Origin of the sequence: Streptomyces sp. NPDC102360, assembly GCF_044766085.1 — a bacterium.
Lineage (GTDB): Bacteria > Actinomycetota > Actinomycetes > Streptomycetales > Streptomycetaceae > Streptomyces.
On sequence record NZ_JBIWLG010000014.1, the window covers coordinates 112,302 to 127,672 of the forward strand.

Consider the following 15,371-nt stretch of genomic DNA (forward strand, 5'->3'; position numbering starts at 1 on the left):
GCCTCCCCGTACCGCACTCCGGTACGGGGAGGCCCACTTGCTTATGCTGGCCGCATGTTGAAGATTTCCCAGTCCCTGGTCGACCAGATCGTCGAGCACGCCCGCAAGGACCACCCCGACGAGGCCTGCGGCGTCATCGCGGGCCCGGTCGGTGAGGGCCGTCCCGAGCGCTTCATCCCGATGCTGAACGCCGCCCGCTCGCCCACGTTCTACGAGTTCGACTCAGGTGACCTGCTGAAGCTCTACCGCGAGATGGACGACCGCGACGAGGAGCCGGCCGTCATCTACCACTCGCACACGGCCACCGAGGCGTACCCCTCGCGCACCGACGTCACGTACGCGAACGAGCCGAACGCCCACTACGTGCTGGTCTCCACCGCCGACACCGACGACGCGGGCCCCTTCCAGTTCCGCTCGTACCGCATCGTCGAGGGCGAGATCACCGAGGAAGAGGTCGAGATCACCGCCTGAGAGACGGCCCCGACCCCGCCCGAGAGACGACCCCGACCTCGGAGTTCTCATTCACCGGACGCATTTCGACCGCATGGTGAGATCACATTCCGGGATCCGGACCGGGAATCGATACGATGAGCCCATGGTTTCCCACGACGTGAGCGAAAAGACGCCGGGCATGCTGCTCGTGGCGCGGCTGCACGTCGACCTGTGCCGCCTCGCCAGCGCCATCTGTCCGCGCTGAGCCGGACCGCCGGGCACCCGCCGCGGGCCCGCAGCTCCAGCCACCCACGCACCTGACCGGAAACGCCCGCGCCCAGGCGCGCTCACCCACACGACTTCCGACTCCCGACAGGAGCCCAGCATGGCCATCGAGGTCCGCATCCCGACCATCCTCCGCACCTACACCGACGGCGAGAAGGCCGTCGAAGGCGCCGGTGCCAACCTCAGCGAACTCTTCGCCGACCTGGACACCCGGCACGCGGGCATCGCCGACCGCATCGTGGACAACGGCCAGCTGCGCCGCTTCGTGAACGTCTACCTGAACGACGAGGACGTCCGCTTCCTCGACGGCATCAGCACCAAGCTCGCCGACGGCGACAGCATCACGATCCTGCCGGCCGTGGCCGGCGGAATGCGCTGAGCGGGCTCATGCGCTACGACAGCCCGCTGGCCGCGGTGGGCAACACCCCCCTGGTGCGCCTGCCGCGGCTCTCGCCCTCCGACGACGTGCGGATCTGGGCGAAGCTGGAGGACCGCAACCCGACCGGCTCGATCAAGGACCGCCCCGCGCTCCACATGATCGAACAGGCCGAGAAGGAAGGCCGGATCAAGGCCGGGGACACCATCCTCGAACCCACCTCCGGCAACACCGGCATCTCGCTCGCGATGGCCGCCCGCCTCAAGGGCTACAACATCGTCTGCGTCATGCCGGAGAACACCTCGCAGGAGCGCCGCGACCTGCTCGCCATGTGGGGCGCCGAGATCATCCCCTCGCCGGCCGCGGGCGGCTCCAACACGGCGGTCCGCATCGCCAAGGAGCTGGCCGAGCAGCACCCGGACTGGGTGATGCTCTACCAGTACGGCAACCCGGACAACGCGGGCGCGCACTACGCCACGACGGGCCCGGAGATCCTTACCGACCTCCCGTCCGTCACGCACTTCGTGGCGGGCCTCGGCACCACCGGCACGCTCATGGGCGTCGGCCGGTACCTGCGCGAGCACAAGCCCGACGTCAAGATCGTCGCAGCCGAGCCGCGCTACGACGACCTCGTCTACGGCCTGCGCAACCTGGACGAGGGCTTCGTCCCGGAGCTGTACGACGCGTCCGTCCTGACCACCCGCTTCTCGGTGGGCTCGGCCGACGCGGTGGCCCGCACGCGTGACCTCCTCCAGCAGGAGGGCATCTTCGCGGGTGTGTCCACGGGGGCGGCGCTGCATGCGGCGATCGGTGTGGGCAAGAAGGCGGTGAAGGCGGGGGAGTCCGCCGACATCGTGTTCGTCGTCGCCGACGGCGGCTGGAAGTACCTGTCGACGGGGGTCTACACGGCGGCGACGACCGAGGAAGCCATCGAGGTACTGCACGGCCAGTTGTGGGCGTAGTCCGCTGTTACGCCCTTCCGTGGTTGAGGACGCGGGGCTCCGCCCCGGACCCCGCTCCTCAATCGCCGGAGGGGCTTGAATGCGGCGGGGCTTGATCCCGCCTAGTGCCCCAGGTGCCGCACCTGATCCCAAAGACCCGGATCGATCACCCCGGCCCGCCGCCGAAAATCCCCCACCGGCACCGAGCGAAGCTCATCCGTCTCCAGGAAACTCGCCCGCCCGTGCGCATCCCCCACGGACCCCGGCGGCAACGCGATCACCCCGGGCCGCTCGTCGTGATACCGGCTGGTGATCTTGGCGACCGTCGCCACCCCACGCCGCACCGAGAGCACCAGACACGGCCGGTCCTTCCCGCCGGGCCCGTCCTCGTACGGCACAAGCGCCCACCAGATGTCCCCGGGCTGCGGCCCACCGCCCCTGACCCGAGGCGCCCGGCTCCGCGGAGCGCGCCGCCCCCACCCGTCCACCAGCGTCGCGACGAGCGCGAGCAGTACGACGGCAGCGAGCGCGAGCCACCAGGACGTGTCCATAGGCATGACGGTACCGGTGGGACGCGCGGGGTGCTCCCGCGGCCAGGAAGCGGGCCGAAAGCCCTCCGAACCGGTGACAGCGCAGGTGAGTTCGCCCACAACAGCCCGTGACGGAGGAGCCACCCGCCCTTTTGCGCCTTACGCTCGACTGACCCCCTCGGGCCTGCCCCGGCACAGGCCCCGGCCTGAAGGCCCACGGTTCCACCCCGCATTTCCGACCGCCAGCGCGGAGGTTGAAGGCTCTTATGAAGCTCACCGTCGTCGGCTGCTCGGGGTCGTTCCCGTCCGCGGATTCGGCCTGCTCGAGCTACCTCGTCGAGGCCGACGGCTACCGGCTGCTTCTCGACATGGGCAATGGCGCCCTGGGCGAGCTGCAGCGCCACGTCGGTCTGTACGACCTCGACGCGATCTTCCTCTCCCACCTGCACGCGGACCACTGCATCGACATGTGCGCGTACTTCGTCGTGCGCTACTACCGCCACGACGGCGGCCGTTGTGACCCCATGCCCGTCTACGGCCCCGAGGGCACCGAGCAGCGCCTGACCACCGCGCACGCCGACACGCCCTCGGCCTCCGCGTTCAGCGAGGTCTTCGACTTCCACACCGTGAAGCCGGGTTCGTACGAGATCGGGCCGTTCTCCGTCCGCATGGAGAAGGTGTGCCACCCCGTGGAGTCGTACGCGATCCGGGTCGAGCACGGCGGGCGCTCCCTGACGTACTCCGGGGACACCGGGCCGTGCGCCGCGCTGGACGAACTGGCGGAGGACAGCGACCTGTTCCTGTGCGAGGCCGCGTTCACGCACGGCAAGGAGAACATCCCGGCGCTGCACCTCAACGGGCGGGAGGCGGGGGAGGCGGCGCAGCGCTCCCGCGCCCGCAAGCTCGTCCTCACGCACATCCCGCCGTGGACCGACCCGCAGGTGAACGTCACGGACGCGCGCGCGGTGTACGACGGTCCGGTGGAGCTGGCCGCGCCGGGACGTACGTACGAGATCTGAGAAGTCCGTCCGGGCCACAGGCAGCCACAGACGTGCGAAGGCCCCGGAACCCATCGGGTTCCGGGGCCTTCGTCATGCCCTGCGGGTGAGGCTCACGCCTTCGTGAGGTCCTCGACCTCCTCCTCGGGCTCGCGGCCCGGGGTCTTGAGGTCGAACTTCACGATGGCGAAGCGGAAGACCACGTAGTAGACGACGGCGAAGAGCAGGCCGATCGGAATGATCATCCATGGCTTGCTCGCCAGGTTCCAGTTCAGCGCGTAGTCGATGAAGCCGGCCGAGAAGTTGAAGCCGTCGTGCACGCCCAGGCCCCACGTGATCGCCATGGAGGCCGCCGTGAGCAGCGCGTGGAGCACGTACAGGATCGGCGCGATGAACATGAACGAGAACTCGATCGGCTCGGTCACACCGGTGACGAACGAGGTGAGCGCGAGCGAGACCATCATGCCCATCACGGCCTTGCGGCGCTCGGGCCGCGCGCAGTGCGCGATGGCGATCGCGGCGGCCGGCAGACCGAACATCATGATGGGGAAGAAGCCGGACTGGTACATGCCGGCGCTCGGGTCGCCGTGCAGGAAGCGCGGGATGTCGCCGTGCCAGACCTGGCCGGCCGAGTCGGTGAAGTCACCGAGCTGGAACCAGGAGACGGTGTTCACGAACTGGTGCATGCCGACGGGGATGAGCGCGCGGTTCACTCCGCCGAAGAGGGCCGCACCACCGGCGCCGAGGCTGGTCATCCAGTCGGCGAAGCTGGAGATGCCGTTGCCGATGGGCTCCCAGACCAGACCGAAGAAGACGCCGACGACGATGCCGACGAAGGCCATGATGATCGGGACGAGCCGGCGGCCGTTGAAGAAGCCGAGCCAGTCGACCAGCTTGGTGCGGTGGAAGCGCTGCCACAGGATCGCGGCGAGCAGACCCATGATGATGCCGCCGAGGACACCCGGATCGTTGTACGTCGCCGCGACGTCCTCGCCCTTCTTGACCACCGCTTCGGTGACCGGGAAGGCTTCAAGGACCTTGCTGTAGACGAGGAATCCGACGACGGCGGCGAGCGCCGTCGAGCCATCGGACTTCTTGGCGAAGCCGATGGCCACACCTATGCAGAACAGGATCGGCAGGGCGCCGGTCAGGGCGCTGCCCGCGTTGTTGAAGACCGCGGCGACCTTGTCCCAGCCGAGGCCGTCCTTGCCGAAGATGTCGTCCTGGCCGAGCCGCACCATGATGCCGGCGGCAGGAAGCACCGCGATCGGCAACTGCAGGCTGCGGCCCACCTTTTGGAGGCCCTGGAACAGGCCGGAACCCCGCTTCTTCGCGGGGGCCGCCGTAGCGCTGGCGGTGCTCATCAACTTCCTCCATGAAAAGCAGATGGTCTACACCACTCAGTGGTGTAGACCTGTTGTAGCACGGTGAAGGCGGGATAAGGAACCCTTGATTCCCGCACTCGAAGGGCCCCCGGACCGAGTGGTCAGGGGGCCCTTCGCGGAGAAGCTCGGGGACGAGCCGAAAGCGTTATGCCTTGGTGATGTCCTCGACTTCCTCCTCGGGCTCGCGGCCCGGTGTCTTGATGTCCCACTTCGTGATCGCGAACCGGAAGATCACGTAATAGAGGACGGCGAAACACAGGCCGATCGGAATGATCATCCATGGCTTGGTGGCCAGATTCCAGTTGATCAAGTAGTCGATCAGACCCGCGGAGAAGCTGAACCCGTCGTGTACCCCGAGGCCCCAGGTCACCGCCATCGACACACCCGTCAGGACCGCGTGCACCGCGTACAGCGCCGGCGCGATGAAGACGAAGGAGTACTCGATCGGCTCGGTGATGCCGGTGACGAACGAGGTCAGCGCGAGCGACAGCATCATGCCCGCCACCACCTTGCGCCGCTCCGGCCGCGCGCAGTGCACGATCGCCAGACAGGCCGCGGGGAGGGCGAACATCATGATCGGGAAGAAGCCCGACTGGTAGATGCCCGCGTTCGGGTCCCCGCTCAGGAACATGTTGATGTCGCCGTGCACGGTCGTGCCGTCGGGCTTCGTGAACGAGCCGAACTGGAACCACAGCGGCACGTTGAGGAACTGGTGCAGGCCGATCACCAGCAACGCCCGGTTGGCGACACCGAAGATGCCGGACCCGATCGCGCCCAGACTCTCCAGCCAGTTCGAGAAGCTCTCCAGGCCGCTGCCGATCGCGGGCCAGATCCACAGACACAGCGCCGCGAAGACGATGCCGACGAAGGCCATGATGATGGGGACGAGCCGGCGGCCGTTGAAGAAGCCGAGCCAGGAGACCAACTTGGTGCGGTGGTACCGGACCCAGAAGAACGAGGCCAGGAACCCCATGATGATGCCGCCGAACACGCCGGGGTTCTGGAACGTCGAGGCGGTCACTGCCCCGTCCGCCAGGCAGCCCGTCGCCACCGTCTTCGACCCGTCCGGGCAGTCGATCGGGAACTGGTGCAGCACGCCCCGGTAGACGAGGAAGCCCGCCACCGCCGCGAGAGCCGTCGAACCGTCCGCCTTCTTGGCCATGCCGATCGCGACACCGATGCAGAAGAGCAGCGGCAGACCGAGGTCGGCGTCGAGCAGCGCGCCACCCGCGCCCGAGAAGACCTTGGCGACATTGGTCCAGCCGAGGCCGTCGTCACCGAAGACGTCGGGCTGGCCGAGACGGTTGACGATGCCCGCCGCCGGGAGCACGGCGATGGGCAGTTGAAGGCTGCGCCCCATCTTCTGGAGCCCCTGGAAGAAGTTGCTCCACGGGCTCGGTCGTGGTGCGGCGGCAGCGTTCGCGCTCATGGGCGTCCTCCCGGAACAAGCCACGTTTGGCAGTAGTTGGATACTGGTGTAGACCAGTCGCGAGGACGGGTCGGTCCGTGCTCGTCATCTTTCGTCACGGGTGGGTTCACCGCCCGCGAAGATGGGCCAACCGTGGGTTACCGTGACAAAGCGGCCCAGAGGCGGGCCCGGAGAACACAGGGAGAACGAAATGGCCACGAAGGCAGAGAAGATCGTCGCCGGCCTCGGCGGACTCGACAACATCGAAGAGGTCGAGGGCTGCATCACCCGCCTGCGTACCGAGGTCATCGACCCGAGCCTGGTCGACGAGGCCGCGCTCAAGGCCGCCGGCGCCCACGGCGTCGTCAAGATGGGCACCGCGATCCAGGTCGTCATCGGCACCGACGCGGACCCCATCGCCGCCGACATCGAAGACATGATGTGACCTGCCACTGACCGGCACGGTCCACCCCTGAAGGCCCCGCCCCCACGCACCCGGGCGGGGCCTTCGGCGCACCCGATACGCTCTTCCCTATGTCTCGCATCGACGGCCGCACCCCCGAACAGCTCCGCCCGATCACCATCGAACGCGGCTGGAGCAAGCACGCCGAAGGCTCCGTCCTCGTCTCCTTCGGAGACACCAAGGTCTTCTGCACCGCCTCCTTCACCGAAGGCGTCCCGCGCTGGCGCAAGGGCAGCGGAGAGGGCTGGGTCACCGCCGAGTACTCGATGCTCCCGCGCTCCACGAACACCCGCGGCGACCGCGAAGCCGTCCGCGGCAAGATCGGCGGCCGCACGCACGAGATCAGCCGCCTCATCGGCCGCTCGCTGCGCGCCGTCATCGACTACAAGGCCCTCGGCGAGAACACCATCGTCCTCGACTGCGACGTGCTCCAGGCCGACGGCGGCACCCGCACCGCCGCCATCACCGGCGCGTACGTCGCCCTCGCCGACGCCGTCACCTGGGCCCAGGGCAAGAAGCTCATCAAGGCCGGCCGCAAGCCGCTCACCGGCACCGTCTCCGCCGTCTCCGTCGGCATCATCGGCGGCGTCCCGATGCTCGACCTCCCCTACGAGGAGGACGTGCGCGCCGACACCGACATGAACGTCGTCTGCACCGGCGACGGCCGCTTCGTCGAGATCCAGGGCACCGCCGAGGCCGAGCCCTTCGCCCGCGACGAGCTCAACTCCCTTCTGGACCTTGCCGTTTCGGGCTGCGACGAGCTCGCGGCCATCCAGCGCAAGGCACTGGAAGAGACCCTCTCCTAGGCCGCCACCTGGGTCTTCGACCAGGTAAAGAACTCCCCAAGTAGTCTGGCCGGGCACAGCAACCGCACAGCCATCGACTGCGTCACTACGGATGGGTGGACGGCGCACGACACCAACTGCCGTCCAGCCGTCCGTACTTCAGGGGGAGGACCCTTCCATGCCCGCGCGCCACCGCCGTCTCGCCATACTGGCCGCCACCGCGGCACTCGTCGCGATCCCGGCCACCGTCGGCTGCTCGGCCGTCGACAAGGCACTCGACTGTGCCCGCACCGCCGACTCCATCGCCGACAGCGTGGCCGACCTCCAGCAGGCCGTGGAGAACGCGTCCAACGACCCGACGCAGGCCGGCGAGTCCCTCGACAAGATCGACAAGAATCTCGACGACATCGGCGACAAGACCGACAACGCCGACGTCTCGAAGGCCGTCGACGACCTCAACAAGGCGGTGGGAAACGTCCGTACGTCGATCAAGAACGGCGACGAGACCCCGGACGTCAACCCGGTGACGGACGCCGCGGGCGAACTGACGAAGGTCTGCACGTCGTCCTGACGCCCCCTCCTGGAACACTGGGGGCATGACCCGCCTCATCCTCGCCACCCGCAACAACGGCAAGATCGTCGAACTCCGCGCCATCCTCGCCGACGCCGGCCTGCCCCACGAGCTGGTCGGCGCCGACGCGTACCCGGAGGTCCCGGACGTCCGTGAGACCGGCGTGACGTTCGCCGAGAACGCCCTCCTCAAGGCCCACGCCCTCGCCCGGGCCACCGGCCTCCCGGCCGTCGCCGACGACTCCGGCCTCTGCGTCGACGTACTCGGCGGCGCCCCCGGCATCTTCTCCGCCCGCTGGGCGGGCAAGCACGGCGACGACAAGGCCAACCTGGACCTCCTGCTCGCCCAACTCGGCGACATCGACGACGACATCCACCGGGGCGCCCACTTCGCCTGCGCGGCCGCCCTCGCCCTCCCGGACGGCACGGAGCGCGTCGTCGAGGGCCAACTCCGCGGCACCCTCCGCCACGCCCCGGCGGGCTCCGGCGGCTTCGGCTACGACCCGATCCTCCAGGTCGAGAACGACACCCGCACGGCCGCGGAACTGACGGCCGCCGAAAAGAACGCGATCTCCCACCGGGGCAAGGCGTTCCGGGCGTTGGTGCCGGTGGTGAAGGAGCTGTTGGGCTGAGTCCTGCTCCGGTCACGCACGACGAAGGGCGCTCCCTGGGGGAGCGCCCTTTCTGTCTGTGCGGCTGGAGGGACTCGAACCCTCACGGGATTTCTCCCACGGGCACCTAAAGCCCGGGCGTCTGCCAATTCCGCCACAACCGCGTGCGGGCCCATCGTAATGGCCCCGCACACGCGTGGGGCAGGTGCGTCAGAACCTCGGTGTCGGGGCCTGGGACTCGACCATTTCCGCGGCTTCCTCGTCCGTCTCCACCGAGGGCGGGGAGCCGGCCAGCGGCTTCTTCGCGGTTTCCTTCATGCACGACACCGCGATCACGCCGATGAGGGCCGCGGCCATCGCGTAGTACGCGGGCATCATGTCGGAGCCGGTGAGGCCGATCAGGGCGGTGATGACCAGCGGGGTCGTGCCGCCGAAGATCGACGCGGAGAGGTTGTAGCCGACCGACAGGGAGCCGTAGCGGACCTGGGTGGGGAAGAGGGCCGGGAGCGCCGCCGACATGGTGCCGAGCATGCAGACCAGGGAGAGGCCCAGGAGCAGCATGCCGAGCGAGACCGCCCACAGGGCGCCGTTCTGGACGAGCAGGAACGACGGGATCGAGAGGACGAAGAAGCCGATCATGCCCGCCATGAGGAGGGGCTTTCGGCCGTAGCGGTCGGAGAGCTTGCCGACCTGGCTGATCACGCACATCAGGACGATCATCGTGATGATGAGGATGACGAGGCCGTGTGCTTCGGAGTAGCCCATCTCGTCCGACAGGTAGGTCGGCATGTACGAGAGCAGCATGTAGTCGGTGATGTTGTAGGCGCCGACGAGGCAGATGCAGAGGATCAGCGTCGGCCAGTAGTCGCGGAAGATCCTCGCGAGGTCGCCCTTGGCGGTCGTCTCCACGGAGGAGGCGGCGTCGGTCGCGCGGTGCGAGGACTCGTCCTCCAGCTTCTGGAAGGCGGGGGTCTCGTCGAGGCGGAGCCGGAGGTAGAGGCCGACCAGGCCGATGGGTCCGGCCACCAGGAACGGGACGCGCCAGCCCCAGGACTCCATGCCGTCGCTGCCGAGCAGCGTCGTCAGGATCGTAACGAGGCCGGCCGCGCCGACGTAGCCGGCGAGCGTGCCGAATTCGAGGAAGCTGCCGAAGTAGCCGCGACGCTTGTCGGGGGCGTATTCGGCGATGAAGGTGGAGGCGCCGCCGTACTCACCGCCGGTGGAGAAGCCCTGGACGAGGCGGAAGAGGATCAGCAGGACGGGCGACCAGAAGCCGATGGAGGCGTACGACGGGATCAGGCCGATCGCGAAGGTGCCGATGGCCATGAGGATCATCGTCAGCGCGAGGACCTTCTTGCGGCCGACCTTGTCACCCATGGGGCCGAAGACCATGCCGCCGATCGGGCGTACGAGGAACGAGACCGCGAAGGTCGCGAACGACGAGATCAGCTGGACCGTGTCGTTCCCGGACGGGAAGAAGACGTGGCCGATGGTGACGGCCAGGTACGAGTAGATCCCGAAGTCGAACCATTCCATGGCGTTACCGAGTGACGCCGCCTTCACCGCGCGCTTCACCGCGGTGTCGTCGGTGACGGTGATGTCGGTGCGGCGCAGCGGCGGGTTCTTGCGCCGCTTGACGGCGCGGAACAAGGCGCGGTGACGCTTGACCGCCTCCGGGTCGGGCACCAGCCCTTCCTCGGTTTCGGTGGTCATGGAGTGGATCCCTTCTCTGACTGCAAAGCGCTTCCAGGCTCCACCTGCTCACGGACGTTCGTTGCAAACGAAAGTCCCAAGCATTCGGGACTTTCGTCACAACCTTTCGTCCCTAACTTCCGTCAATGCCCGAACTTCCGCACGCGGAGTTGGCCCGGAGAGTGGCGGGAATTCTCAGATGCCGAGATCCTTGATGATCTTCGCTACGTGGCCGGTCGCCTTCACGTTGTAGAGGGCGCGCTCGACCTTTCCCTCCTCGTCGACGACCACCGTGGAGCGGATGACTCCGGTGACGACCTTCCCGTACAGCTTCTTCTCGCCGAAGGCGCCGTAGGCCTCAAGAACCTTCTTCTCGGGGTCGCCCACCAGGGTGACCTTGAGGTTCTCCTTCTCCCGGAACTTGGCGAGCTTCTCCGGCTTGTCGGGGGAAACACCGATGACGTCGTAACCGGCCTCGGCGAGCACGTCGAGGTTGTCGGTGAAGTCGCAGGCCTGCTTGGTGCAGCCCGGGGTAAGAGCGGCCGGGTAGAAGTAGACGATCGTCTTGCGGCCCTTGTGGTCGGCGAGGGAGACCTCGTTGCCGTCGGCGTCGGGCAGGGTGAAGGCGGGCGCGGTGTCGCCGGGCTGCAGTCGCTCGCTCATGGGGGCCTCCTGGGGCGTCGTGACAACTGGACTCGGTTGAGCGTAATGGGGGTGCCGGGGGGTGCGGTGGGCGGTGAGCTGACAGACTGTCCATTACTCATACGCAGTGAGAGCAGCGACCTTGGAGGCAGCGCGGTGTCGGACAAGTCCAGCACGTCGGATACCCCGGATACGCGGACCCCGGCTCAGATCGAGGCGGACATCAAGCGCCGTCGCGTCACCCTGGCGGAGACGCTCGACGAGATCGGTGTCCGGGTGCACCCGAAGACGATCGTCGGTGACGCGAAGGCCAAGGTCGCCTCGCAGGTCGACCACACGCTCGGCCGGGCGTACGTCGGGGCGAACCGGCTGGTCTCCGAGGTGAAGGGGCAGTTGGTGTCCGAGGAGGGCGCGCCGCGTCTGGAGCGGATCGTGCCGGTCGCGCTCGTCGTGGTCGGTGTCGCCGGGCTCTTCGTGGTGGGTTCGCGGCGGCGTAAGCGCTGACCCGGGGGCGTACCAAGGGCCGACCCGGGGGCGTACAAGTGCGCGTGGTGCAGGTAGGTTCGTCGGCGTGAGCGCCAATCCCGATAAGCACAGCACCAGCCCTGACGACAAGCTGCCCATCCGGATGTTGCACGATCGCGTGCTCGTGCGGCAGGACTCCTCCGAGGGGGAGAGGCGCAGCGGTGGCGGCATTCTGATTCCCGCGACGGCCGCCGTCGGCAAGCGGCTCGCCTGGGCCGAGGTCGTCGCGGTCGGGCAGAACGTGCGGGCCGTGGAGCCGGGTGACCGGGTGCTGTTCGACCCGGAGGACCGGGCGGAGGTCGAGGTGCGTGGTGTCGCGTACGTGCTGATGCGCGAGCGGGACCTGCACGCGGTGGCGGCCGACCGGTTCGAGGGCTCCGAGGATTCGACGGGGCTGTACCTGTAGCCGTCCGCCTGTATGAGCAAGTGCAGCAGCAAGGGCAGGAGCAAGGGCTGGTGACCGTGGTCACCAGCCCTTTTTCGGCTATCTGGGCGCGGCGCCGAGCGGGTTCGGGTCCGTGCCGCCGTCCTGGCCGCCGGTGTCCGGGGGCTGGGTCGTCTCCTCGTCGCCGGTCGGTTCCTCTGACGGGGGTGTCTCGCTCGACGGTTCGTCGGACGGGGTGTCCTCGTCCGAGGGCGTCGCGGAGGCGGTGTCCGAGGGCGATTCGGTCGCCGATTCCGATTCCGACGCGGATTCGGTGTCCGAGGGCAGCGGTTCCTCTTCGGCGCCGCTCTGGAGGTCCAGGTCGAAGTCGCTCGCCGGGGTGCCGGACAGGGCCGCCTGTGTGAACTGGGCCCAGATCTGCGCCGGGTACCCGCCGCCGTTGATCCGGTCGAGGCCCGTCGCCCCGTACAGCGGGGTCTGCGCGCCGGAGGTCGGGTCCTGGCCCATCACCGAGACGACGGTCGCGAGGTCCGGGGTGTAGCCCGCGAACCAGGCCGCCTTGTCCTCCTCAGCGGTGCCGGTCTTGCCGGCGGCGGGGCGGCCCGCGGCCTTGGCGGCGGTGCCGGTGCCGCCGTCGACGACCGACTTGAGGATCGACGTGGTGGTGTCGGCGGCCTCGCGGGGGACGGCCTGCCGGGTCTCCTTCTTGGGGAGCGTGACGTCCTCGCCGTTCTTGGTGATCGAGTCGACCAGCGTGTACGTGCCGTGTTCGCCGTGGTTGGCGAGCGTCGAGTAGGCCTCGGTCATGTCGAGTACGGACGCGGTGGACGGGCCGAGCGCGATCGACGGGGAGGCCGTCAGGTCCGGGGTGTCGGAGGGGATGCCGAGGTCGAGGGCGGTCCGCTTGACCTTGTCGGAGCCGACGTCGACGGCCATCTGCGCGTACACCGCGTTGACGGACTTGTCGGTGGCGGTGGAGACGGTGATGTTGCCGTACGAGCGGTCGTCCTCGTTGGCGGGGGCGTAGTGGCCGCCGTCCCAGCCCTCTACGGACCGCTTGTTGGTGCCGTCGTAGATGGTGCTGGGGGTGATCCGGCGGCCGTCCTGCGTGGTCGAGGCGTTCTCGACGGCGGATGTGAACACGAACGGCTTGAACGTGGAGCCGACCTGGTAGTCGCGGCGCGTGGCGTTGTTGACGTACTGCTTCGTGTAGTCGACGCCGCCGTACATGGCGCGCACCTTGCCGTTCGACGGGTCGATGGCGGCGCCGCCCGCGCGGACGTTCTTGTCGATGTCCCGGGCGCTCTTGTCGAGCTTCGACATCAGCTGGTCGTCGACCGCCTTCTGGAAGGCGTTCTGCTTCTTCTTCTGAAGCGTGGTGGTGATCCGGTAGCCACCGCCCGCGAGGGTGTCCTCGTCGAGGATCTTGTTGTCGGTGATGTAGTCCTTCACGGCCTGTACGAGGTAGCCGCGCTGTCCGGAGAGGCCCGAGGGCGCCTTGGCCTGGTCGGGCGTCGGGAACTTCATGTTCGCGCGGTCCGAGGCGTCGAGCCAGCCCTCCTTGACCATGCCGTCGAGCACGTAGTTCCAGCGGGCGGTGGCCGCGTCCTTGTTCTCGGGGTGCGCGGCCACGTCGTACGCGCTCGGGGCGTTCACCAGGGCGGCGAGATAGGCGCCCTGAGCGGCCGACAGGTCCTGGACGTCCTCGCCGTAGTACGCCTGGGCGGCGGCCTGGATGCCGTACGCGTTGCGCCCGAAGTAGCTGGTGTTGAGGTAGCCCTCGAGGATGTCGTCCTTGGACTTCTCGCGGTCCAGCTTGATGGAGATGAAGAACTCCTTCGCCTTCCGGGAGACGGTCTGCTCCTGGCCCAGGTAATAGTTCTTCACGTACTGCTGAGTGATCGTCGAACCGCCTTGCTTGCCCTTGCCGGTGAGCGTGGACCAGGCGGCGCGCAGCATGGCCTGCGGGTCGACCGCGGACTCGGAGTAGAAGTCGCGGTCCTCGGCGGCGAGCACCGCGTGCTGCACCGATTTGGGTACCTGGGTGAGGCTCACGTTCTCCCGGTTGACCTCGCCGTCGCGGGCGATCTGGTCGCCGTTCGCGTACAGGTACACGTTGCTCTGCGCGGTCGCCGCCGAGTTGGCGGCCGGGATGTCCACGAGGACGTAGCCGAGTGCGAAGAGGCCGACGCACAGCAGGATGAAGCCGATGAGGCCGCCGAGCACCATCCGCCACGTGGGGATCAGGCGCCGCCAGCCGGTGCGCCCCGGCCGCTTGGCCTTGCCGCCCGCGGCGGCGGGCGTGGCGCCCGCATCGGGCCTGCCCGGTTCCTGGGGCTCCGTCGGCTGCTCCGGCTCGTCGCTGCTCATGTCCTGTGGAACTCCTGATCCGCGTCGTACGTCACGTACGCCTCTTATGGCACATAAGACCTCTAAGACTGCTACATCGCGCGGAAAATCCGTGGCAGGCGACGCGCGGTCTGACTAGGCTCCTGCGCTTCGGCCTATTTCGCGAGGGGGACTGGACTGGTGGGAGCAGTGCGGCTGTACGCGACGGTCGCGGCCGGAGGGTTCAGGCGGTACGCGACGTATCGCGGCGCGACCCTCGCCGGGGTCTTCACGAACACCGTGTTCGGCCTGATCATCGCCTGTACCTATATGGCGCTGTGGGACGAGCGGCCGCGGCTCGGCGGGTACGACCAGGCGCAGGCGCTGACGTTCGTATGGGTCGGGCAGGCGATGTTCGCGGTCATGGTGCTGCAGATCGGTGGCGGTTTCGAGGCCGATCTGATGGAGCGGATCCGCAGCGGGGACATCGCCGTCGACCTGTACCGGCCGGTGGATCTGCAGTGCTGGTGGCTGGCGCAGGATCTGGGCCGGGCCGCCTTTCAGTTCCTGGGGCGCGGGGTCGTGCCGATGGCCGTGGGGGCGCTCATCTTCCAACTCGCGCTGCCCACAAACCCGTTGAGGTGGGCGGCGTTCCTGCTGACGCTGCTCGCCGGGGCGACGGTGAGTTTCGCGATCCGCTATCTGGTGGCGCTGTCCGCGTTCTGGCTGATGGACGGCAGCGGGATCGTGCAGATGTCGGGACTCGTGTCGACGTTCCTGTCCGGGATGCTGCTGCCGCTGAACGTGTTCCCGGGCGCCTTCGGCGAGTTCGCCCGCGCGCTGCCCTGGTCGGCGCTCCTCCAGGTGCCGGCGGATGTGCTGCTCGGCGAGCGGGGCGTGGCCGGGGCGCTGCTGTTCCAGGGGACGTGGGCCGTGGCGCTGCTGGGCGCCGGGCGGCTGTTGCAGTCCGCCGCGACGCGGAGGGTGGTGGTGCAGGGTGGCTGAGCGGGGCACG

At 68.4% G+C, this 15,371-nt stretch carries 18 protein-coding genes and 1 tRNA gene; 12 read left to right on the forward strand and 7 right to left on the reverse strand.

Annotated features, from left to right (window positions below; translation table 11 throughout):
- Nucleotides 1-54: 54 nt before the first annotated feature.
- From ACIRHA_RS37020 to ACIRHA_RS37035, 4 genes are all read left to right on the forward strand, one after another.
- Entirely contained in the window at nt 55-471 is a 417-nt protein-coding gene (locus tag ACIRHA_RS37020) for a Mov34/MPN/PAD-1 family protein (protein WP_403855121.1), read from the forward strand.
- A 124-nt stretch (nt 472-595) separates the two neighbouring features.
- Entirely contained in the window at nt 596-697 is a 102-nt protein-coding gene (locus tag ACIRHA_RS37025; RefSeq protein WP_323179532.1) for a putative leader peptide, read from the forward strand.
- Nucleotides 698-817: 120 nt separating this feature from the next.
- Complete coding sequence (locus ACIRHA_RS37030) at nt 818-1,096, forward strand: MoaD/ThiS family protein (protein WP_403855123.1); 279 nt, start codon at nt 818-820, stop codon at nt 1,094-1,096.
- 8 nt (nt 1,097-1,104) lie between these two features.
- Complete coding sequence (locus ACIRHA_RS37035) at nt 1,105-2,055, forward strand: PLP-dependent cysteine synthase family protein (RefSeq protein ID WP_403855125.1); 951 nt, start codon at nt 1,105-1,107, stop codon at nt 2,053-2,055.
- Nucleotides 2,056-2,156: 101 nt separating this feature from the next.
- Here the strand turns inward: ACIRHA_RS37035 and ACIRHA_RS37040 are convergent, their stop codons facing one another.
- Nucleotides 2,157-2,585, reverse strand: a complete 429-nt coding sequence (locus ACIRHA_RS37040) for a type II toxin-antitoxin system PemK/MazF family toxin (protein ID WP_403855127.1) — start codon at nt 2,583-2,585, stop codon at nt 2,157-2,159.
- A gap of 245 nt (nt 2,586-2,830) precedes the next feature.
- Between ACIRHA_RS37040 and ACIRHA_RS37045 the strand changes: the two genes are divergently transcribed.
- The gene (locus ACIRHA_RS37045; RefSeq protein WP_403855129.1) at nt 2,831-3,583 is read left to right on the forward strand and encodes an MBL fold metallo-hydrolase; all 753 of its coding nucleotides are present in this window, start codon (nt 2,831-2,833) and stop codon (nt 3,581-3,583) included.
- 92 nt (nt 3,584-3,675) lie between these two features.
- On the opposite strand, the gene ACIRHA_RS37050 is transcribed toward ACIRHA_RS37045, so the two are convergent.
- Entirely contained in the window at nt 3,676-4,926 is a 1,251-nt protein-coding gene (locus tag ACIRHA_RS37050; protein ID WP_403855131.1) for a PTS transporter subunit EIIC, read from the reverse strand.
- A gap of 166 nt (nt 4,927-5,092) precedes the next feature.
- Nucleotides 5,093-6,376, reverse strand: a complete 1,284-nt coding sequence (locus ACIRHA_RS37055) for a PTS transporter subunit EIIC (RefSeq protein WP_403855133.1) — start codon at nt 6,374-6,376, stop codon at nt 5,093-5,095.
- Nucleotides 6,377-6,566: 190 nt separating this feature from the next.
- Here ACIRHA_RS37055 and ACIRHA_RS37060 point away from each other — a divergent pair, with 190 nt between their 5' ends.
- The 4 genes from ACIRHA_RS37060 to rdgB all read left to right on the forward strand — a co-directional run bounded on the left by ACIRHA_RS37060 (nt 6,567) and on the right by rdgB (nt 8,805).
- Complete coding sequence (locus ACIRHA_RS37060; protein ID WP_326015591.1) at nt 6,567-6,800, forward strand: PTS glucose/sucrose transporter subunit IIB; 234 nt, start codon at nt 6,567-6,569, stop codon at nt 6,798-6,800.
- Nucleotides 6,801-6,889: 89 nt separating this feature from the next.
- On the forward strand, nt 6,890-7,624 hold the full coding sequence (gene rph, locus ACIRHA_RS37065) for a ribonuclease PH (RefSeq protein WP_403855135.1): 735 nt from the start codon (nt 6,890-6,892) through the stop codon (nt 7,622-7,624).
- 157 nt (nt 7,625-7,781) lie between these two features.
- Entirely contained in the window at nt 7,782-8,174 is a 393-nt protein-coding gene (locus ACIRHA_RS37070; RefSeq protein WP_403855137.1) for a hypothetical protein, read from the forward strand.
- Nucleotides 8,175-8,199: 25 nt separating this feature from the next.
- Nucleotides 8,200-8,805 (forward strand): RdgB/HAM1 family non-canonical purine NTP pyrophosphatase, encoded by a 606-nt coding sequence (gene rdgB, locus ACIRHA_RS37075; RefSeq protein WP_403855139.1) that lies wholly within the window; start codon nt 8,200-8,202, stop codon nt 8,803-8,805.
- 59 nt (nt 8,806-8,864) lie between these two features.
- Here rdgB and ACIRHA_RS37080 read toward each other — a convergent pair.
- The 3 genes from ACIRHA_RS37080 to bcp all read right to left on the reverse strand — a co-directional run bounded on the left by ACIRHA_RS37080 (nt 8,865) and on the right by bcp (nt 11,139).
- A tRNA-Leu gene (locus ACIRHA_RS37080) sits at nt 8,865-8,948 on the reverse strand.
- 46 nt (nt 8,949-8,994) lie between these two features.
- Entirely contained in the window at nt 8,995-10,497 is a 1,503-nt protein-coding gene (proP, locus tag ACIRHA_RS37085; protein WP_403855141.1) for a glycine betaine/L-proline transporter ProP, read from the reverse strand.
- Nucleotides 10,498-10,671: 174 nt separating this feature from the next.
- On the reverse strand, nt 10,672-11,139 hold the full coding sequence (gene bcp, locus ACIRHA_RS37090) for a thioredoxin-dependent thiol peroxidase (RefSeq protein WP_266710760.1): 468 nt from the start codon (nt 11,137-11,139) through the stop codon (nt 10,672-10,674).
- A 135-nt stretch (nt 11,140-11,274) separates the two neighbouring features.
- Here bcp and ACIRHA_RS37095 point away from each other — a divergent pair, with 135 nt between their 5' ends.
- Both ACIRHA_RS37095 and ACIRHA_RS37100 read left to right on the forward strand, forming a co-directional pair.
- Nucleotides 11,275-11,622, forward strand: a complete 348-nt coding sequence (locus ACIRHA_RS37095; protein ID WP_403855144.1) for a DUF3618 domain-containing protein — start codon at nt 11,275-11,277, stop codon at nt 11,620-11,622.
- A gap of 124 nt (nt 11,623-11,746) precedes the next feature.
- Nucleotides 11,747-12,049: a co-chaperone GroES gene (locus ACIRHA_RS37100; RefSeq protein ID WP_266718636.1), complete on the forward strand. Its 303-nt coding sequence runs from the start codon at nt 11,747-11,749 to the stop codon at nt 12,047-12,049.
- A 78-nt stretch (nt 12,050-12,127) separates the two neighbouring features.
- Here ACIRHA_RS37100 and ACIRHA_RS37105 read toward each other — a convergent pair whose 3' ends face one another.
- Nucleotides 12,128-14,398: a transglycosylase domain-containing protein gene (locus ACIRHA_RS37105; RefSeq protein ID WP_403855146.1), complete on the reverse strand. Its 2,271-nt coding sequence runs from the start codon at nt 14,396-14,398 to the stop codon at nt 12,128-12,130.
- A 159-nt stretch (nt 14,399-14,557) separates the two neighbouring features.
- Here ACIRHA_RS37105 and ACIRHA_RS37110 point away from each other — a divergent pair, with 159 nt between their 5' ends.
- On the forward strand, nt 14,558-15,361 hold the full coding sequence (locus ACIRHA_RS37110; protein WP_403855148.1) for an ABC transporter permease: 804 nt from the start codon (nt 14,558-14,560) through the stop codon (nt 15,359-15,361).
- Nucleotides 15,362-15,371 lie beyond the last annotated feature (10 nt).